This is a genomic window from Kribbella sp. (genome assembly GCF_035687465.1).
Lineage (GTDB): Bacteria > Actinomycetota > Actinomycetes > Propionibacteriales > Kribbellaceae > Kribbella.
Genome location: NZ_DASRXP010000506.1, coordinates 1 through 18,941, shown reverse-complemented (window position 1 = coordinate 18,941; position 18,941 = coordinate 1). Strand labels below are relative to the sequence as shown.

Below are 18,941 nucleotides of genomic sequence, written 5' to 3'. Positions count from 1 at the left end.
GGGGCGGGCACTGGCACTAGGCGGCCTTGGGCGGGATGACCACGACGGGGCACGGCACCCGGAACACCAGTTGCGGCGCGAGCAGGCTGGCCTTCGCCCGGCTCAGGTCGCTGGGACGCGGCGGGTCGAGGACGAGCAGATCAGCATGCTCGACAGCAGCCAGTACGACCTGCAGCGTCGACCCGTGCACCGCGGCGCGAGTGGCGTCGTTCCCGGCCCCGAGGGCGTCATCAACCATCCGGGCAAGTCTGGCATCGGCATCGGCCTGGGGGTCGGCCGGGCTCAGGCTCGGAGCCAGCGGCGGTCGCGCGCCGGGAGCGGCGGGCGGCCGCGCCGGGCGCCAAGCCATCACCGCGTGCACCCGCGCCTTGCGGAGTCGCGCCTCGGCGGCGGCCCATCTCAGCGCCTCCCGCGAACCCGTCGCCGGGTCGATCGCGACCACGATCAATTCACTCATGACGTCACCTCCGACGGGCCGGACTGCTCACCAGGGACGCCCCGGGCCACAGCGGACAGCGGTCTGGCGATGTCCTCGAGCGACTTGCGTTCGGCGTCCACTCCGAAGAACCAGGCGATCAGGCCGCCCGCGATCATGATCACCGCTCCGATCACATAACCCCAGGTCAGCGGGGTCTTGTCGGTCCCCGAGCCGATCAGCCGACCGAACAGCCACGGCGCCACCACACCGCCGGCGCCCTGCGAGATGGCGAAGAAGAACGAGATCGCCTGGCCGCGCAGTTCCAGCGGGAAGATCTCGCTGACGGTCAGGTAGGCGGACGACGCACCGGCAGAGGCGAGGAAGAAGATCACACACCACAGCGCGGTCTGGGTCGTCGCATTCAGCAGGCCGGCGTGGAAGAGCGCTGCCGAGCCGAGCAGCAACACCCCCGACACTCCGTAGGTGAACAGGATCATCTTGCGCCGGCCGATCGTGTCGAACAGGTGCCCGATGAGCAGTGGCCCGAGCAGATTGCCCAGCGCGAACGGGAAGAAGTAGTAACTCGTGTGAGCCTTCGGTACGCCGTAGAAGTGCTGGAGCACCAAGGCGTAGGTGAAGAAGATCGCGTTGTAGAGGAACGCCTGCGTCACCATCATCGAGAACCCGAGGAACGATCTCGACGGGTAGTCCCCGAAGAACACCTTCGCCATCCGCAGGTAGGAAACGCTGACGACGGGTGTGACCTCGAGCGCCTTGCTCTCGGGAACCGGCGTCAGCTTGACCCCTTGAGCCTCTGCCCGCTGCTCGATCGCCGTGACCGTTCGCTCCGCTTCCTCCTCCCGCCCGTGCGTCATCAGCCAGCGCGGGCTCTCCGGGATCGTCCGGCGCAGGAAGATGATGATCAGACCGATCACCGGTCCGATGAAGAAGCCGATCCGCCAGCCCAGGTCGACCGGGACGTGGTCGGACAGCAGGTAGAGGTTGGCCGCCGCGCCGAACGCCGCGCCACCCCAGTACGTCCCGTTCACCGCGATGTCGACCCGACCGCGGTAGCGCGACGGGATCAGTTCGTCGATGGCCGAGTTGATCGCCGTGTACTCGCCGCCGATCCCCATCCCGGCGATGAACCGGAAGATCAGCAGGAACCACAGGCTGAACGACAGACCGCCGATCCCACTCGCCACCAGGTAGACGCCCAGCGTGACGATGAAGAGCTTCCGGCGCCCGAGCCGGTCGGTGATGCGCCCGAAGAACAACGCGCCCACGACCTCGCCCGCCAGATATACCGAGCCGACGGCGCCGACCTGCGCGGCGGACAAGCCCAGCGTGCTCTGGTAACCCGCCTGCGACACGATCTGGATCTCCAGGCCGTCGAGCACCCAGGAGACGCCGAGTCCGACGACCACGAGCCAGTGGAATCTGGTCCACGGCAACCGATCCAGCCGGGCCGGCACCAGACTGCGGACCGGGCCGAGTTCCTTCGCAGAAGTCATGGCACTCATCGGAAACTCCTCTCACCACGCCTGCTCTCCGAGCCTGAACCGCCGATCATGAGAAGGCTGTGAGAACGTCACGGCGCAGCGGCTGGGTCCTGTGGCTCGGGGTAGCCGAACGGTGCGATACCGGCCTGCAACGTGACCGGGGCAGCGTTCTCGAAGGTCAACGTGACCGGGAAGTACTGTCCAACCGTCACTGCTTGCTGCAGGCCTTCGAGAACGATCTCGGTGGTCGACTCGAGATCGACGAATCCTCCGGCCGGCAAGGAGATCGCGGAGACACGATGTCCGTCCTGCTCCAGCTGGACGTTGGCAGCGAGCGTCGTGGAGACCCCGACGAGAGCATCCGGGGTCGTCGCGGACTGGTTCGTGATCGCCAACCGGAGCGGCGTACTGGCTCCGGCTGTGTCGCCCTGGGGGCCGTCGATCCAGATGTCGCTGACGGTGACCTGGCCCGAATCGGCGTCGACACCGCCGCTCGGCAGGTCCTGGTACGGATCACCCACACTGCAGCCCGTCACCACGCCCACCGCAAGCAGGGCCGGCAACCATTTGATGGCCTTGCGGCCTAGCCGGGTCCTAGTCATCTCAAGCTCCTCGTTCCGATTTGCGACCGTTGGTATCAACGGTGACAAGGAGCTGATGAGAAATCCGTGAAAGCCGATCAGCCCGGATTCAAGGTGTTCTTGACGGCGGTGGCGATGCGGAGTTGGGCGGCTCGGGTTTCGCCGCCGAGGGCGAGGATGCTGGCGAAGCCGTGCATCATGCCGGGCTCGCAAACGAGCTCGACCGGTACGCCGGCCTTCGCCAGCCGTTCGGCGTATTCGTTGCCCTCGTCCCGCAACGGGTCGAAGCCACCAGTCACCACGTACGCCGGCGCGACACCGCTCAGGTCCTCGGTGAAGATCGGCGAGATGAGCGGATCCGACCGCACCGACGGATTCGGGGTGTAGTGGTCGCGGTACCAGTTGATGTCTTCCTCGGTCAGGAAGAACCCTTCACCGAACAGATCACGACTCGGGCGGCGTCCGACGAGATCCACTGCCGGATAGATCAGCACCTGGAGCGCCGGTGCCGGCAGGCCCCGGAGTACACACTGCTGGGCGACGACGGCGGACAGGTTGCCGCCTGCGCTGTCGCCGCCGACCCCGACCAGGGACGGGTCGACGCCGAGATCCTCGGCGTGCTCCACGGCCCAGGAGAAGGCGGCGATGGCGTCCTCGGCCGCGACCGGCGCCTCGGCCTCCGGAGCCAGCCGGTAGTCGACGGAGAGGATGCGGACGCCGGCCTCGTTGGCCAGGTCCCGGCAGTACGCGTCGTGGCTGTCGAGATCGCCGACGACCCAGCCGCCACCGTGGAAGAACACCAGCAGCCCGCGCCCCGCAGTACGGGGAACGTAGAGGCGGGCGCCCAGTTGGCCGTCACCGCCACGGACTGTGAGCTCCGTCACGCGTTGGACCTCGCGCGGGTGGCCGGAGACAAGGCGGGACAGCGACACCAGGTTGGCCCGGGCTGTCTCGACCGAGTGCTTCCCGCGGCCGGGCAGCAACTTCTCCACCCGGAGCAGCAACTGCAGGTCGGGGTCCAGGACGTTGCCGTCGATCTGGATGGGGGCTCCGGACAGCCTGCGCCGGACGGCCGGAGGCAGCGCTGTCAGCGGCTTCAGGGCATTGCCCTGTACTGCGCTGAGCGCGCTCCGCAGCAGCGAGTCGACTCGTTGATCCACAAAGAGTGACGCTAGCAACAAAGTCTCACGCGCCGGGCGGGCTATCTATCGTTCACGTCGGGATGGGATGCTGGGTGGCGTGGCTGGAGACTTGTTGGCGTCGCACAACCGGGAGTACGACGTCGAGCCCCCGTATGACATCGCGGAGGCCGGCGATCTCCCGCCCGACCGCTTCTCGGACCGGGAGCTGAGCTGGCTGGCTTTCAACCAGCGGGTGCTCGAGCTGGCCGAGAACGACACGGTCCCCCTGCTGGAGCGGGCCAAGTTCCTGGCGATCTTCGCGAGCAACCTGGACGAGTTCTACATGGTCCGGATCGCCGGGCTGAAGCGGCGGATCGCGGCCGGGGTGGCCGTGCGCGCCGCGAGTGGGCTGCTGCCGCGCGAGGTCCTGGACCGGAGCCTGACCCGCAGCCGTGAGCTGATGGACCGGCAGGCCGAGACCTGGCGCAAGGAGATCCTGCCGGCGCTGGTCCAAGAAGGTATCGACATCCTGCGCTGGGACGAGCTGGAGCAGTCCGAGCGCGACGAGATGACCCGTTTCTTCAGGGATCGGGTGTTCCCGGTACTGACCCCGCTGGCGGTCGACCCGTCGCACCCGTTTCCGTACATCTCCGGCCTCTCGCTGAACCTGGCGGTCGTCGTCCGCAACCCCGATACCGGTGGTGAGCACTTCGCCCGGGTGAAGGTGCCGCCACTGCTGCCGCGGTTCGTGCAGGTCGCCGAGGGACGGTTCGTCCCGCTCGAGGACGTCATCGCCACCCACCTGGGCCAGCTCTTCCCGGGCATGGAGGTCACCCAGCACCACACCTTCCGGGTCACCCGCAACGAGGACCTCGAGGTCGAGGAGGACGACGCGGAGAACCTGCTCGTCGCGCTCGAGAAGGAACTGCTGCGGCGCCGGTTCGGCCCGCCGGTCCGGCTCGAGGTGGAGGAGTCGATCGACCCGCAGGTGAAGGCGTTGCTGCTGTCCGAGCTCGGGGTCACCGAGGCCGAGGTGTTCGAGCTGCCCGGCCCGCTGGATCTGCGCGGCCTCTTCACGATCGCCGCGCTGGACCGGGCCGAGCTGAAGTACCCCGGCTTCGTGCCGTCGACCCACCCGCACCTGGCCGAGGTGGAGACCGCGAACCCGGCGGACCTGTTCTACGCGCTCAAGCAGCGCGACGTGCTGGTGCACCACCCGTACGACTCGTTCTCCACCTCCGTGCAGCGGTTCATCGAGCAGGCCGCGGCCGATCCGCACGTGCTGGCGATCAAGCAGACGCTGTACCGGACCTCGGGTGACTCACCGATCGTGGACGCCCTGATCGACGCCGCCGAGTCGGGCAAGCAAGTGCTGGTGCTGGTGGAGATCCAGGCCCGCTTCGACGAGCAGGCGAACATCAAGTGGGCCCGCCAGCTGGAGCACGCCGGGTGCCACGTCGTGTACGGCGTGATCGGCCTGAAGACGCACTGCAAGCTGTCTCTGGTGGTTCGTGAGGAGCCGGACGGGCTGCGCCGCTACGTGCACATAGGAACCGGGAATTACCACCCGAAGACGGCCCGGCTGTACGAGGACCTTGGCCTGCTGACGTCCGACCGGGTGGTCACCGAGGACGTCGCCCACCTGTTCAACCACCTGTCCGGGTTCGCCCGGAGCAGTGGCTACCGCCGGATCCTGGTCGCACCCCAGTCCGTCCGCCGGGGGCTGCTCGAGCGGATCGAGCGGGAGGTCCAGCACCATCTCGCGGGCCGGCCGGCACGGGTCGGGATCAAGGTGAACAGCCTGGTCGACGAGGCCCTCTCGGACGCGTTGTACCGCGCTTCCCAGGCCGGCGTACCGGTCGAGCTGTGGATCCGCGGGATCTGCACGATCCGGCCCGGCGTACCGGGGTTGTCCGAGAACATCCGGGTCCGCAGCATCCTGGGCCGGTTCCTCGAACACAGCCGGGTCTTCTGGTTCGAGAACGGCGGTGAGCCCGAGGTGTGGATCGGCTCGGCCGACCTGATGCACCGCAACCTGGACCGCCGGGTCGAGGTCCTGGTCCAGCTGAAGGAGAAGGACCACATCGCTGAGCTGAGGGAGTTGTTCGAGCTCGCCTTCGACGAGCGGACCGGCTCCTGGTGGCTGCAGCCCGACGACACCTGGCAGGCCAGGCTGACCGGCGAGGACGGCGAGCCGCTGCGCGATCTGCAGGAAACCCTGATCGCCACCCGGGGCCGCCGCAGACAAGCGGAGCCCATTACCTAAGGTTGATTTTGTGAGCAACCCGGCGACTGTCATCGCCGCGGGTGGTGCAGTGTGGCGAGAGAGCCGCGGCAGTCGGCAGGTCCTGCTGGTGCACCGCCCCCGGTACGACGACTGGTCCCTTCCCAAAGGCAAGCTGACTCCGAACGAGCACGTCCTGGTCGCCGCCCGGCGGGAGATCGAGGAGGAGACCGGCCAGCAGGTGGTGCTCGGGCCGCCGTTGGGCGTGCAGCGCTACGACGTCCGCAGGAACGGCGGCACCACGCCGAAACTCGTGCACTACTGGGCGGCCGAGCTGGCCGGCCAGGAGCAGGAGTTCGAGCCGAACGACGAGGTCGACCAGCTCGAGTGGCTCCCGGTGGACAAGGCGAAGAAGAGGCTCAGCTATCCGCGGGACGTCGACATCCTGAACGGCCTGGACGCGGTGATCCCGGTGGTGTCCACGGTGGTCCTGGTCCGTCACGCCGAGGCGATAAAACGCAAGGACTGGAACGGCAAGGACACCGCCCGGCCGTTGACCTCCCAGGGGACCGCGTCCGCTCAGCGGTTGACCGGCGTACTGGCTGCCCTGGGCGTCGACAAGATCATCAGCAGCGACGCTGAACGCTGTGTGAGCACTATCACGCCGTACGCCGCGTCGGTGGGCCTGCCGATCGAGCTGCATCCGGAGATCTCGGAGCGCGGGTACGGGGCGGACCCTTCGGCGCTGGAAGGGATCGCGAACGACGCGTGGAAGCCCGGCAACATCACGGCGATCTGCTCTCACCGGCCGGTCCTGCCCGCGCTGTCGAAGGCCCTCGGTCTCAAGGTCGGCAAGTTCTCCCCCGGCGCCTTCCTGGTCGCCCACCGGCTGGCCGACGGCCGGACCATCCGCGAACGCTTCAGCGCCCCCTGACCACCACCAGCAGCACACCGCCTTAACTCTTGGCAAAGAGATCATCACGGTCGGGGCGGCCTCCGAGTCAGCTGGGTGGCTGCGGGTATGTTCCTATCAACCGGCGCCCCACCGGGTGCCCGGGCCACGGAGAGGTTCGGGGCCGCACCATGACGACGATGCGAGAACTCACTCTGATCGGGATCCGGATGGAGTCGCCCGACCGGGCGCCCGTGATGATGCTGCGCGAGACCGAGGGCTACCGCTATCTGCCGATCTCGATCGGCTCGGTCGAGGCGACCGCGATCGCCTACGAGGAACAGGGCCTGCGCCCGTCCCGGCCGTTGACGCACGACCTGATGCGGGACCTGATCGAGGCCTTCGGCGTCACCGTCGTGGCGGTCGAGATCGTCGAACTCCGCGACGCCGTCTTCTACGCGGAACTGGTACTGGGCAACGGCGCCCGGGTCTCGGCCCGGCCGAGCGACTCGGTCGCCCTCGCGGTCAGACTCGGTACGCCGATCCGCTGCACCGAACAGGTCCTGCGGGAAGCCGGCGTGGCCACTCCGGAGGAGGAGCAGGCCGAGCTCGAACGCTTCCGGCAGTTCCTCGACGGCGTCGCCCCGGAGGACTTCTCCAGTTGATACCGGACCGTGACCAACAGCCGCTTGAATTCACTCAGGGTCACCGCCACTAACTCAGTTCACCTGCTGGCCTTCTAGTGGCACGCCGGACGTCGCGATTGCTACCGGAATCGTTCACCGCTCGTTCATCCGCGACGGCCCACCCGGTCACCTGGTCTCCCTACCGTCTGTGGCAGTTCACACAAGTCTGAATTCTTGCAGAAGGGCAACACTCTCGTGTCCGTCAACCGCTTGCTCCGCGTCGGCTCCGTCGCCGTGGTATCCCTCGGCGTCCTCGCCTTGAGCGCCTGTGGCAGTGACCCCGAGCCGTCCGGCTCCTCCAGTCCGTCGGGCTCGTCCTCGAGCTCCACCGGCGCGGCCGAGTGCCCGCAGGGCACCCTGAACGCCGAAGGCTCCTCGGCACAGAAGAACGCCATCGAGGAAGTCATCAGCAAGTACAACGAGGACTGCGCCGACGTCACGGTGAACTACAACCCGACCGGTTCCGGTGCGGGTATCAAGCAGTTCAACGCGAGCCAGGTGGACTTCGCCGGTTCTGACTCCGCACTGAAGACCGTGGGCGCCGACGGCGCCGTCAGCGAGGCCGACGCGGCCGCGAAGCGTTGCGCCGGCAACCCCGCGCTCAACCTTCCGATGGTCATCGGCCCGGTCGCCATCGCCTACAACGTCGACGGCCTGAGCAAGCTGATCCTGGACGGCCCGACGGCCGCGAAGATCTTCCAGGGCACCGTCAAGACCTGGAACGCGCCGGAGATCGCCAAGCTGAACCCGGGCGTCACGCTCCCCTCGGCCCAGATCGCGGTCTTCTTCCGTTCGGACGAGTCCGGCACCACCGAGAACTTCAGCAACTACCTGGCCGCGGCCGGTGGCGGCGCTTGGACCGGCAAGCCGGCCAAGAAGTGGACCGGCACGGGCGCCGGCAAGGAGAAGTCCGCCGGTGTCGCCGAAGGCGTGAAGAGCACCAAGAACTCGATCACCTACGTCGAGTGGAGCTACGCGGTCGACAACAAGCTGGGCGTCGCCCAGGTCGACACGGGCGCCGGCCCGGTCGAGCTGTCCGCCGACTCCGCCGGTAAGGCGCTCGCCGCGGCCAAGCCGGCCGGTACCGGTAGCGACCTGGCCCTGAAGCTGGACTACGCGACCAAGGCCCCGGGTGCCTACCCGATCATCCTGGTCACCTACGAGGTTGCCTGCAGCAAGGGTCTGCCGGCCGAGAAGACCGCGCTGGTCAAGAGCTTCCTGAGCTACTTCGCCAGCACCGCTGGTCAGGCCTCGCTGACCGAGCTGAACTACGCGCCGCTGCCGGAGGAGACCCGGACCAAGGTCGACGCCGCCATCCAGGCGATCAGCTGATCGCAGTACGTCGATGATGCGAGCCCCGGCCGTTCCCACCTGGCCGGGGCTTCGCCTCGTGACAGCCCCTGAAAACCTGGTGAGCATCGTGACCCCCGAAGTCCCCGGCGCTTGGAGCAGCACCCATGAGTAGTACAGACGGCACGGCCCCGCCCGACCGGCCGGCAGACAAGAAGATGGATCTGGGACCGGTCGGCCACCTCGGCGACCGGTTGTTCGCGGCCCTGGCCCGCGGGTCCGGTGGGCTCGTGGTCCTGATCGTCGCGTTCGTGGGCATCTTCCTGCTGGCGCTGGCGATCCCGGCACTGGCCAAGGACCAGAGCAACTTCCTCTTCTCGCGGATCTGGGAGCCCGGGGGCGACAACCCGCGGTTCGGTATCGCCGCACTGTTCTATACGACGATGATCAGCTCGATCATCGCGATGGCGATCGCGGTGCCGATCGCGGTCGGGGTCGCCCTGTTCACCACGTACTACGCGCCGAAGCGGCTGGCCTCGCCGGTCTCGCACGCGATCGACCTGCTGGCCGCCGTCCCGTCGATCATCTACGGCCTCTGGGCGATCATCTTCTTCGCCCCGATCCTGCGTCCGGTGATCAACGGCCTGTCCGACGCACTCGGCTGGATCCCGCTCTTCGAGAAGCCCCCCACCGACAACGTCGGGGTCGTGTTCACCGCGTCCGTCGTGCTGGCGATCATGATCCTGCCGGTGGTCACCGCGATCAGCCGGGAGATCTTCGCGCAGACCCCGACCACGCACCGCGAAGGTGCGCTCGCGCTCGGCGCCACCCGGTGGGAGATGATCCGGATGGCGGTCCTGCCGTACGGCCGCTCCGGTGTGGTCAGCGCCTCGATGCTCGGCCTCGGCCGGGCGCTCGGTGAGACCGTCGCCGTGCTGATCATCCTGTCGGTCCCGAACGGCAACGACCCGTGGGACCCGTCCATCTTCGCCGGCGGTGAGACCTTCGCCTCGAAGATCGCCAACAACGCCGCCGAGTTCGACACGCCGGAGAAGACCGGCGCCTACATCGCCGCGGGTCTGGTGCTGTTCGTGGTGACCTTCCTGGTCAACTCGGCCGCCCGCCTGATCGTCGCCCGCAGCGGCCCCGGCAACAAGCGCCCGCGCAAGGTTCGTAGCGACAAGAACGGCGCCGACAAGGCCGCGCAGACCGAAGGAGCCGCCTCGTGACCACTCTCGCTGCGAACAAGCCGGCGTACGACGGGACGACGCTCGACCTGACCGGCAAGTCCGGCGGCCGGGCGTTCAGGAACACCCTGGCCACCGTGCTGATCATCCTCTGCTTCCTGATCGCCCTGGTGCCGCTGCTGTGGATCCTCTGGACCGTCATCAGCAAGGGCTACAACCTGCTGCTGGACGGCAGTTGGTGGTCCGAGTCCCAGCGGGGCATCACCGTACGGCGGGTCGGCGGCGGCGCGTACCACGCCATCATGGGCACCCTGATCATGTCGCTGATCTGCGCCGTGATCGCGGTCCCGATCGCCATCTTCGGCGCGGTCTACCTGGTCGAGTACGGCAAGGGCACCAGGGCCGCCAAGGTGGTCAGCTTCATGATCGACATCCTCACCGGTGTCCCGTCGATCGTCGCCGCGCTGTTCATCTACGCCGTCTGGATCACCATCCTCGGCCTCAACCGGGTCGGGTTCGCGGTATCACTGGCCTTGGTCTTGTTGATGTTGCCAGTCGTACTGCGCTCCACGGAGGAGATGCTGAAACTGGTGCCAGACGAGTTACGCGAGGCGTCGTACGCGCTCGGGGTGCCGAAGTGGAAGACGATCCTCAAGGTCGTCGTACCGACCGCGTTCGGCGGCATCGTCACCGGCGTGATGCTCGGTCTGGCCCGGGTGATGGGTGAGACCGCTCCACTGCTGATCCTGGTCGGCTACTCCAAGAACATCAACCTGAATCCGTTCGACGGGTTCATGGGCGCGCTGCCGACGATGATCAACCAGGACCGCACGGAACTGGCGCTGCAACCGGCCGCGGACCGGGTCTGGGCGGCGGCTCTGACGCTGATCCTGCTGGTCATGCTGCTCAACATCCTGGCCCGCCTGGTGGCGCGGTTCAGTACCATCAAGTCCAAATAGTCGAGAGGTTCTGAGTCGATATGGCGAAGCGCATCGAGGTCAGCGGCCTCAACGTCTACTACGGAGATTTCAAGGCCGTCGAGGATGTGTCGATGACGATCGAGCCCCGCTCGGTCACCGCGTTCATCGGTCCGTCCGGCTGCGGCAAGTCCACCTACCTGCGCACCCTGAACCGGATGCACGAGGTACTCCCCGGCGCCCGGGTCGAGGGCAAGGTCGTGCTCGACGAGCAGGACCTGTACGCGCCGGGCATCGACCCGGTGGCGGTCCGCCGGGTGGTCGGCATGGTGTTCCAGCGGCCGAACCCGTTCCCGACCATGTCGATCTTCGACAACGTCGCGTCCGGGCTGAAGCTGAACGGCGTCAAGGACAAGAAGAAGCTGACCGAGGTGGTCGAGCGGTCCCTGCACGGCGCGAACCTGTGGAACGAGGTGAAGGACCGCCTCGAGAAGCCGGGCGCCGGCCTGTCCGGTGGCCAGCAGCAACGACTTTGTATCGCGCGGGCGATCGCGGTCGAGCCGGAGGTGATCCTGATGGACGAGCCCTGCTCGGCCCTGGACCCGATCTCGACGCTGGCGATCGAGGACCTGATCGAGAAGCTGAAGGACAAGTTCACCGTCGTCATCGTCACCCACAACATGCAGCAGGCGGCCCGGGTCTCGGACCAGACCGCCTTCTTCAACCTGGCGGCGACCGGCAAGCCCGGCCGGCTGATCGAGATGGGCGCGACCAAGCAGATCTTCTCGAACCCGACCGAGAAGGCCACCGAGGACTACATCACCGGCCGCTTCGGCTAAACCGGCTCCGCCGGTCGCTTACGTCCGAAGAACCGAGGGTCCTGCCCTACGGTTCTTCGGACGTTGTCGTTGTCTAGAAGAGGTTTCGCAGTACTCCGTACAGCGCCATCGCCGCCAGGAATGCCATCGGTACGACGCGTTGCAGGCGGGCACTCGGTCTTGGCCGGGGCAACCGGAACCAGCGCAGCCGCTCCAACGTCCATGCGAGCAGCATGTATCCGACCAGCAGCGCCACCACGGGCAGAACCACGAACATCGGTGGGTTGAACGACCACGCCCGCTCCACATCCCCTTGCAGCAAAGCCGCGGCCATCCGCGTCGTACCGCAGAACGGGCAGTTCAGTCCTGTCAGGGCGTGGAACGGGCAAGGCAGTCCGATCCGCCCACCCGACAATCCGTTGACCACGGCAAGCACCGCGCCACCCGCCAGGGTGCCCGCAAGACCGACCACCCTACGGTCCAACGGCTCCGGCATGGCATCGCCGTGGTGGATGGCTCTAGGGTGTGCCGGATGCATGGGATCTACGGTAAACCTTTGCGCTGACCGTGATCCGGACTCCCCGGAGCGGTGCGTGGCCGGTGAGCCTCGAACTCGTTAGCCTGCAATGACTCCTCAACAAGATCAGAAGGGACCGTCGTGAGCACTCCGACGCCACCACCGGGTTTCGACCCGAACGACCCGAACCAGCCGGGCGAACCCGACCAGACGCCTGACCAGCCGGGGCCGTACGGTCAGCCGGGGCAGTACGGACAGCCTCCCCAGGACGGCCAGCCTGGCGCGTACCCCGGTCAGCCGGGCCAGCCGGGTCAGTACGGACAGCAGCCGGGTCAACCCGGCCAGTACGGTCAGCCCGGCGCCTACCCGGGTCAGCCCGCTCAGCCGGGCCAGTACGGGCAGCCGGGACAACCTGGTCAGCCTGGTCAGCCGCAGCCCGGCCAGTACGGGCAGCAGCCTGGGCAGTACGGTCAGCCGGGCGCGTACCCGGGACAGCCGGGCCAGCCTGGTCAGCCCGGCCAGTACGGTCAGCCGGGCCAGCAGCCCGGGCAGTACGGGCAGCCGGCTCCGGGGCAGCCCGGTGGCTCCTACGGACAGCAGCCCGGCCAGTACGGCGCGACGCCGTATGGTCAGCAGCCGTATGGCGGCTACGGGTACGGCGCACCAACGGGTGGAAGCCTGGCGACCTGGCCGGTCCGGGTCGGCGCCTACCTGATCGACGCCATCATCGTCGTGATCCCGACCGCCATCGGCAGCACGCTGAGTGGCAATGAGATCGGTGTGGTGTATTGGATTTTCTTCTTGATCGCCATCGGCCTCTGGGTCTACAACCGGTTCGTCCAGCAGGGCCAGACCGGCCAGAGCTGGGGCAAGAAGGCCGTCGGTCTGAAGCTGGTCGGCGCGGACACCGGTGAGCCCATCGGCCCGGGAAGGGCGTTCCTGCGCGACATCACGCACATCCTGGACGGCCTGCCGTGCTACCTGGGCTACTTGTGGCCGCTGTGGGACGAGAAGAAGCAGACCTTCGCGGACAAGATCAACAACACCTACGTCATCAAGCTCTGACCCAGCTGATCGGTCAGATCGGACGCCGTGGCCTGGTCAGGCCACGGCGTCCTGCGTTAGCCCCCGGACTGGCCATACTCATCCGAAGTGATTCCTGAGCGCCCAGAAAGGACGACCGTGAGCACCCCTCCTTACGGCCCGAACGACCGCCCGCAGGACCGACCTCCCGTCCCGGGCCAGCAACCCCCGTACCCAGGCGGTGGCAACCCCGGCGGTCCCGGTGGACCCGGTGGCGGGTACCCGGGGCAGCCCGGGCAGCCGGGCCAACCGCCGTACCCGGGTCAGCCTGGTCAGTACCCCGGGCAGCCGCAGTACCCGGCTCAGCCCACGCAACCGGTCTACCCGGGGCAGCCCGGTCAGTACGGCGGCCAGCAGCAGTACAACCCGGCCCAGCCGGGCTACAACCCCTACGCGCAGACCGGCGGCTTCGGCTTCAACTACGCCCCACCCGGTCAACTCGCGGGCTGGGGCTCCAGGGTCGGCGCTTCGCTGCTCGACTCGCTGATCGCGGTGATCCCGGTCTTCGTCGGCCTGATCGCCGCGGTCGCCATCTCCGGTGACATGGAGGAGATGAGCGGCGGTGGTTCGGCAGCCCTGACGATCGGCTATCTGGCTTGTTTCGCGGTCCAGATCTGGAACCGGGTCTTCAAGCAGGGACGGACCGGCCAGTCGATCGGCAAGAAGGTGGTCGGCCTCAAGGTGGTCAGGGCTGACAACGGTGAGCTGATCGGGATGGGCAGCAACTTCGGCCGCGAGGTCTGCGCGCTCATCTTCAACAACATCTGCTTCCTGAACCTGCTCTGGCCGCTGTGGGACGACAAGCACCAGACCTGGCACGACAAGGTCGTCTCCGACATCGTCATCAAGCTCTGAGCTGTCCCTGCTCCGCTGGCGGCAGGCGCCGTCAGCGGGACAGCAGGCCGGCGCAGGTGATCGACCACAGCACGCTGGTGAAGGTGCCGATGATGAACCGCTCCGCCACCGCCTGCGGCGTCACCGAGGCCGGCTGATCGGGGCTGCGTAGCTCCGGGTACCGGGCCAGGCCCTTGATCGCCAGGATGATCGCGAGCCCCTCGGGCCAGCCCGTCACCACGGACGCGTAGATGGCGGCTCGCTCGAGAGCACCGATCAGCGCGCCACCCCGCAGTACCTCGCCTGCCTGCTGGGTCGACTGCGACCTGGTGTTGCCACGGTCCACCAACGCCAGCACGGACGTCGTCAGTGGACCGCCACCCGCCACGGCCAGGCCGCCGGCGACAAGCAGCAACGAATTCCACCAGCCCTCACCCCAGCCGGTGACTCCGTCTCCCGTCAGCACGATCAGCCCCACGGCGACCAAGCAGGCGAGAGTGAGCCCGCTCAACACGATCCCCAGGACCGACCCGGACGAAGGCAGCCAGGCCAGTACTGCCAACACCAGCCCGGCCGCGGTCAACGACAGGACAAGTGCCGTCATGCAGCCTCTCCCTGGTCAAGCAGCTCGGCCGCAAGCACGCGCCCTCGCTGCTCCTCGGCGAACCCGGCCGCCTGGGCCCGTTGCGTCACCGCTGACTGACTGATGCCGAGCTTCACACCGATCTCCCGCCGGGTCAGACCTTCCGCCAGGAGATCCGCCACCGCCCAGCCGCGCTCGCTACGCCGTCGCAGTACTGACGCCATTAACCAGAGGACAGTCTCCACCTGGTCGGCGGCGTTCGCATTCGCGCCGACCACGTTCACGTGGTGCGGACTCGACTTGGCCCGGTTGACCGCTTCCCGCGCGAACAGGAACGCTTCGCCGCTCCCCGCCCTGGTACTGCGGGGCAGTGGCCGGTCGACCTCCCCGACGCCGAGGCCGACGTACCAACTGTCCGCACGGAGCAGGTGGACGATCACATCGATGGTCGCGCGTGCCTCCGACAGCACACCCTGCACCTCATCGCCGGCCGTCCGCTCGAACTTGCGGAGCAATCCGGTCCGGCGGGGCCGCCTGTTCAGCGTAGTCAGTAGCTCGGGTACGAGATCGGTCATGCTCCGACTGCCTCGCTGATCTACCGTGAGAACGAAGACCACCGCCCTGCACCTCCTTCCCAACGCATGATTAAGGCTACAGTCTTATTCACGTAGAGTGAAGGAAATAACCTGAATCGGTTCACCCGATCACCCACCGTGATCGCCCCGCGGGCCCACCGATTCCTCAATTCTCCGCTGGAAACCAGGGTTCTCGCGGCCCGACTCACCGACCACCCTCACTCCGCGTCAGGAATTTCCCGCCCTCCCCACCTGCCTTGGCTCCGCCGTACGCCGTCGACGGCCGGACGCGACGCCTTCCCGGGCGTAGGTGCCTGTGGCATCGTGATGGCCGTGCCCGCCTCGGGGGCGGCGCGAGGCACACCTGGGCAGGGGGAACATCGCCATGCGAGGGAAGCCGATAGTCCTGGCGACGGCCGTCATCGTGGCCGTCGCAGCAGCAGTGACACCGTCCGCCACCGGCGCGAAGCCACAGGCGGCACCCGACAAGGGAACGACGGACAGGTACGTCGTCATCATGGCCGCGGATCCAGTGGTCAGCTACGACGGGGACGTGCGGGGGCTTCCCGCGACGAAGCCCGCGAAGGGCAAGAAGGTCGACCATCGCGCCGCGCCGGTCCAGCGGTACGTCGACTATCTCGAGAACCAGCACACGACCGCCCTGCGGGATGCGGGTGTCCCCCGCAGCGACGTCACCGCGGAGTACTCCTTTGCCCTGAACGGATTCGCGGCCAAGCTGACCCGCGGTGAGGCCGATGTGATCGCCCACCAGGACGGCGTGGTCGCCGTGCTGAAGGACCAGATGCAGCAACCACAGACCGACAGTTCGCCGCAGTTCCTCGGGCTGACCGACAAAGGTGGAGCGTACGACCGTGGCGTCACCGGCAAGGGGGTCGTCGCGGGCATCATCGACACCGGGATCTGGCCGGAGCACCCATCGTTCGCCGACAACGGGACCTACCCTGCCCCGCCCGCAGGGTTCGCCGTACCGTGCGAACTCGGCAACCCCGGTTACAACCCTGATGACAAACCTTTCACCTGCAACAACAAACTGCTCGGCGCCCGCGACATGCGGACGACCTACAACGACGTCATCGGCCCTGAGCTCTACGACTCCGCGCGTGACGCCGAGGGGCACGGCACCCACACCGCCAGCACGGCAGCCGGCAACAGCGGCGTCAAGGCTGAGATCTTCGACATCTCCCGCGGCAAGGTCAGCGGGATCGCGCCGCGCGCCCAGGTGATCGCCTACAAGGTCTGCGGTGACCAGGGGTGCTTCGATTCCGACACCGCTGCCGCGATCAACCAGGCCGTCGCGGACGGCGTGGACGTGATCAACTACTCGATCGGTGGCGGGGCCGGCCTGATCGGTGCGGACGAGCTCGCCTTCCTGTTCGCCGCTAACGCCGGGGTCTTCGTCGCGACGTCGGCCGGCAACTCGGGACCGGGCGCCGGGACCATCGGGGGTCCGTCCTCCGCACCGTGGGTGACATCGGTCGCCGCCTCGACCCAGGACCGGGTCTTCCAGGGATCGGTTGTCCTGGGCAACGGCCGGCGGTACTCCGGCCCGTCGGTGACACCGGGAACCGGCACGCTCCGGTTCGTCGACGCCGCCGCCGCGGGCAACGAACTGTGTCTCCTCGACCAGCAGTTCACGGCCAGCGTGGCGGGCGCCATCGTGCTCTGCAAGCGAGGGTCGAACGCCCGCGTCGACAAGAGCCACGCGGTGTTGAATGCCGGTGGTGCGGGCATGGTTCTCTACGACCTGAGCAACAACGTCACGCTGCTCAGCGACAACCACTGGGTACCGTCGGTGCACATCAACAACTCCGACGGGCTCGCAGTCAAGGCCTACCTGACCGCGGCAGGCTCCTCGGCCAAGGCCCGGATCACCGCCGGCGAGAAGAAGAACGGCCAAGGCAATTTGATGGCGGACTTCTCATCCCGTGGCCCCAACCCCGCGGCGCTGGACATCATCAAGCCCGACATCACCGCGCCGGGCGTCCGGATCCTGGCCGGCAACTCACCCGCTCCAGGGATCGTTGCGGCGTCCGATCCGAGCGGCGAGCTCTTCCAGGCGATCGCGGGTACGTCGATGTCGAGTCCGCACATGGCCGGCATCTACGCACTGATCAAGCAGGCCCATCCGGACTGGTCCGCGGCGATGGCCAAGTCTGCGGCGATGACGACCGCCCGGCAGAACGTTCTGAAGGAGAACAAGTCGACGAAGGCCGATCCGTTCGACTTCGGCGCCGGTCACGTCAAGCCAGGCGGAAAGATCAAGCAGGGCTCGATGTTCGAGCCAGGCCTGGTGTACGACGCGGGAATCAACGACTACTTCGCATTCCTCTGCGGAACCGCGCCCGAGATCTTCGCGAACCCGACGGCGACCTGCGGCAGCTTGCAGCAGGCGGGGTTCTCGCTCGATCCGAGCGACCTGAACTACCCGTCGATCGGAGTCGCGCAGGTCGCGGGCACCCAGACCGTGACGCGCAAGGTGACCAGTGTCGCCAAGGACAATTCGAAGGTCACCTACAAGCCGAAGGTCGTTGCCCCGGCGGGGTTCAAGGTCACCGTCTCGCCGAGCAGCATCACGTTGCGCCGCGGCCAGTCGGCGACGTACAAGGTGACGATCACCAACAACGGCAGCGCTCCGTTGGGCCAGTGGCGGTTCGGTTCGCTGACCTGGGAGAGCAGGGACGGGTACGAGGTGCGTAGCCCGATCGCGGTCGCTGCCAGCGCATTCGATGCCCCGGCCCAGGTCGACGGCAGCGGCACTTCAGGGACGGCGAGCTTCCCGGTGAAGTTCGGTTACACCGGCCCGTACGACGCCGAGGCGCACGGCCTGGTCGCGCGCACCGACGTCCCGGGCTCGGTCGGCCAGGATCCGGATCAGACCTTCGACCCGACCAACCCGGCCGGTACTACGGCGCACCAGTTCACGGTCAGCGGGTCGACGTACCTGCGGTGGCGGCTGACGCATCCCACCGCGGCTGTGGATCTGGATGTGTATCTCTACAACTCGGCCGGCCAACTGATTGCCTCCAGCACCAACGGCGGCACCGACGAGCTGATCGAGCTGAGACTGCCGGCGAACGATACGTACACGCTGTACGTGCACGGCTGGCAGACGCTCAACGTGACCCAGAACTACACACTGGGCTTCTGGAACGTGCCGTCCAGCACCGGTGGTTCGCTGGCGATCACGAGTGAGCCGGCAGATGCGGTGATCGGTCAGACCGGCACGGTCGGCGTCTCCTGGAGCGGCTTGGCCGCCGGCCAGGAGTACTTCGGCGCGGTAGCGCACAACCGCGACACCACCTCGCTGGGGATCACGCTCGTCCACGTCACCACCGGCTAACCGCAACACGTTCAGCGGGGAGGCACCGCCTCCCCGCTGACTGCGGATCCCCTTGCGTCCGAAGAGGTGGGGGGCCAGCCCCACGATCAATCGGACGCAAGCTAGTTAGCTTGCGCTAGCCAGTGGGGGTTGGGGGTTGGTGCAGAGGAAGGGGGTTCGGCGGCCGCCTGAGTGGTAGCTGTACTGCTTGCCGGCGGCTTCGAGCACGATGCGGCTGCCGTTGGTGAGGACCTGGGTGTAGCGCATCCCCGGCTGTGGACAGCCGAGGCTGCCGTCCGACCAGGTCACCTCCTCGGCGCTGACCAGCGTCACCTCGCCCACGCCGATCCCCAGTCGGCCGGCCAGGTCGGTC

The 18,941-nt window shown here is 67.5% G+C and carries 18 protein-coding genes; 10 read left to right on the top strand and 8 right to left on the bottom strand.

The genetic code is table 11. From position 1 onward, the window contains the following. Positions 1–16 precede the first annotated feature (16 nt). From VFG33_RS26955 to VFG33_RS26940, 4 genes are all read right to left on the bottom strand, one after another. Entirely contained in the window at positions 17–457 is a 441-nt protein-coding gene (locus VFG33_RS26955; RefSeq protein WP_325055757.1) for a universal stress protein, read from the bottom strand. Then, the gene (locus VFG33_RS26950) at positions 454–1,941 is read right to left on the bottom strand and encodes an MFS transporter (RefSeq protein ID WP_414672984.1); all 1,488 of its coding nucleotides are present in this window, start codon (positions 1,939–1,941) and stop codon (positions 454–456) included. Before VFG33_RS26950 ends, VFG33_RS26955 begins: the two co-directional genes overlap by 4 nt. Before the next feature lie 68 nt (positions 1,942–2,009). Then, on the bottom strand, positions 2,010–2,522 hold the full coding sequence (locus tag VFG33_RS26945) for a copper chaperone PCu(A)C (protein ID WP_325055756.1): 513 nt from the start codon (positions 2,520–2,522) through the stop codon (positions 2,010–2,012). Between the two features lie 77 nt (positions 2,523–2,599). After that, a complete protein-coding gene (locus VFG33_RS26940; RefSeq protein ID WP_325055755.1) occupies positions 2,600–3,661 on the bottom strand; it encodes an alpha/beta hydrolase in 1,062 nt (353 codons plus the stop codon). A gap of 67 nt (positions 3,662–3,728) precedes the next feature. Here VFG33_RS26940 and VFG33_RS26935 point away from each other — a divergent pair, with 67 nt between their 5' ends. From VFG33_RS26935 to pstB, 7 genes are all read left to right on the top strand, one after another. Beyond that, a complete protein-coding gene (locus VFG33_RS26935; RefSeq protein WP_325055754.1) occupies positions 3,729–5,888 on the top strand; it encodes an RNA degradosome polyphosphate kinase in 2,160 nt (719 codons plus the stop codon). Between the two features lie 10 nt (positions 5,889–5,898). Then, the gene (locus VFG33_RS26930; RefSeq protein ID WP_325055753.1) at positions 5,899–6,780 is read left to right on the top strand and encodes an NUDIX hydrolase; all 882 of its coding nucleotides are present in this window, start codon (positions 5,899–5,901) and stop codon (positions 6,778–6,780) included. Between the two features lie 149 nt (positions 6,781–6,929). Continuing rightward, entirely contained in the window at positions 6,930–7,403 is a 474-nt protein-coding gene (locus VFG33_RS26925) for a bifunctional nuclease family protein (RefSeq protein WP_524538152.1), read from the top strand. A 216-nt stretch (positions 7,404–7,619) separates the two neighbouring features. Next, positions 7,620–8,756 (top strand): phosphate ABC transporter substrate-binding protein PstS, encoded by a 1,137-nt coding sequence (gene pstS, locus VFG33_RS26920; protein WP_325055790.1) that lies wholly within the window; start codon positions 7,620–7,622, stop codon positions 8,754–8,756. A 125-nt stretch (positions 8,757–8,881) separates the two neighbouring features. Continuing rightward, positions 8,882–9,943, top strand: a complete 1,062-nt coding sequence (gene pstC, locus VFG33_RS26915) for a phosphate ABC transporter permease subunit PstC (protein ID WP_325055751.1) — start codon at positions 8,882–8,884, stop codon at positions 9,941–9,943. Next, entirely contained in the window at positions 9,940–10,860 is a 921-nt protein-coding gene (pstA, locus tag VFG33_RS26910) for a phosphate ABC transporter permease PstA (RefSeq protein WP_325055750.1), read from the top strand. The genes pstC and pstA overlap by 4 nt, the downstream gene beginning before the upstream one ends. 20 nt (positions 10,861–10,880) lie before the next feature. Then, positions 10,881–11,657 carry a phosphate ABC transporter ATP-binding protein PstB gene (pstB, locus tag VFG33_RS26905; protein ID WP_325055749.1) on the top strand — a complete coding sequence of 259 codons (777 nt, stop codon included), beginning with the start codon at positions 10,881–10,883 and terminating at the stop codon, positions 11,655–11,657. Positions 11,658–11,730: 73 nt separating this feature from the next. Here the strand turns inward: pstB and VFG33_RS26900 are convergent, their stop codons facing one another. Then, positions 11,731–12,174 (bottom strand): DUF2752 domain-containing protein, encoded by a 444-nt coding sequence (locus tag VFG33_RS26900; RefSeq protein WP_325055748.1) that lies wholly within the window; start codon positions 12,172–12,174, stop codon positions 11,731–11,733. Positions 12,175–12,294: 120 nt separating this feature from the next. On the opposite strand from VFG33_RS26900, the gene VFG33_RS26895 reads away from it, so the two are divergent. Both VFG33_RS26895 and VFG33_RS26890 read left to right on the top strand, forming a co-directional pair. After that, positions 12,295–13,218, top strand: a complete 924-nt coding sequence (locus VFG33_RS26895; protein WP_325055747.1) for an RDD family protein — start codon at positions 12,295–12,297, stop codon at positions 13,216–13,218. 117 nt (positions 13,219–13,335) lie between these two features. Further along, positions 13,336–14,091 (top strand): RDD family protein, encoded by a 756-nt coding sequence (locus VFG33_RS26890; protein WP_325055746.1) that lies wholly within the window; start codon positions 13,336–13,338, stop codon positions 14,089–14,091. A 31-nt stretch (positions 14,092–14,122) separates the two neighbouring features. On the opposite strand, the gene VFG33_RS26885 is transcribed toward VFG33_RS26890, so the two are convergent. Together VFG33_RS26885 and VFG33_RS26880 are read right to left on the bottom strand one after the other, a co-directional pair. After that, on the bottom strand, positions 14,123–14,674 hold the full coding sequence (locus VFG33_RS26885; protein WP_325055745.1) for a hypothetical protein: 552 nt from the start codon (positions 14,672–14,674) through the stop codon (positions 14,123–14,125). Then, positions 14,671–15,228, bottom strand: a complete 558-nt coding sequence (locus tag VFG33_RS26880; RefSeq protein ID WP_325055744.1) for a helix-turn-helix domain-containing protein — start codon at positions 15,226–15,228, stop codon at positions 14,671–14,673. The genes VFG33_RS26885 and VFG33_RS26880 overlap by 4 nt, the downstream gene beginning before the upstream one ends. 385 nt (positions 15,229–15,613) lie before the next feature. Between VFG33_RS26880 and VFG33_RS26875 the strand changes: the two genes are divergently transcribed. Then, positions 15,614–18,589, top strand: coding sequence for a S8 family serine peptidase (locus VFG33_RS26875; protein WP_325055743.1), 2,976 nt, complete (start codon positions 15,614–15,616; stop codon positions 18,587–18,589). A 105-nt stretch (positions 18,590–18,694) separates the two neighbouring features. Here VFG33_RS26875 and VFG33_RS26870 read toward each other — a convergent pair. Continuing rightward, positions 18,695–18,941 (bottom strand): DUF8738 domain-containing protein (locus VFG33_RS26870; protein WP_325055742.1); only part of this gene is annotated, 247 nt, incomplete at its 5' end.

Coding starts and splice junctions, on each gene's coding strand:
- VFG33_RS26955 (WP_325055757.1), bottom strand. CDS start 457: ATGAGTGAATTGATCGTGGTCGCGATCGACCCGGCGACGGGTTCGCGG.
- VFG33_RS26950 (WP_414672984.1), bottom strand. CDS start 1,941: ATGAGTGCCATGACTTCTGCGAAGGAACTCGGCCCGGTCCGCAGTCTG.
- VFG33_RS26945 (WP_325055756.1), bottom strand. CDS start 2,522: ATGACTAGGACCCGGCTAGGCCGCAAGGCCATCAAATGGTTGCCGGCC.
- VFG33_RS26935 (WP_325055754.1), top strand. CDS start 3,729: ATGCTGGGTGGCGTGGCTGGAGACTTGTTGGCGTCGCACAACCGGGAG.
- VFG33_RS26925 (WP_524538152.1), top strand. CDS start 6,930: ATGACGACGATGCGAGAACTCACTCTGATCGGGATCCGGATGGAGTCG.
- pstC (WP_325055751.1), top strand. CDS start 8,882: ATGAGTAGTACAGACGGCACGGCCCCGCCCGACCGGCCGGCAGACAAG.
- pstB (WP_325055749.1), top strand. CDS start 10,881: ATGGCGAAGCGCATCGAGGTCAGCGGCCTCAACGTCTACTACGGAGAT.
- VFG33_RS26900 (WP_325055748.1), bottom strand. CDS start 12,174: ATGCATCCGGCACACCCTAGAGCCATCCACCACGGCGATGCCATGCCG.
- VFG33_RS26885 (WP_325055745.1), bottom strand. CDS start 14,674: ATGACGGCACTTGTCCTGTCGTTGACCGCGGCCGGGCTGGTGTTGGCA.
- VFG33_RS26880 (WP_325055744.1), bottom strand. CDS start 15,228: ATGACCGATCTCGTACCCGAGCTACTGACTACGCTGAACAGGCGGCCC.
- VFG33_RS26875 (WP_325055743.1), top strand. CDS start 15,614: ATGCGAGGGAAGCCGATAGTCCTGGCGACGGCCGTCATCGTGGCCGTC.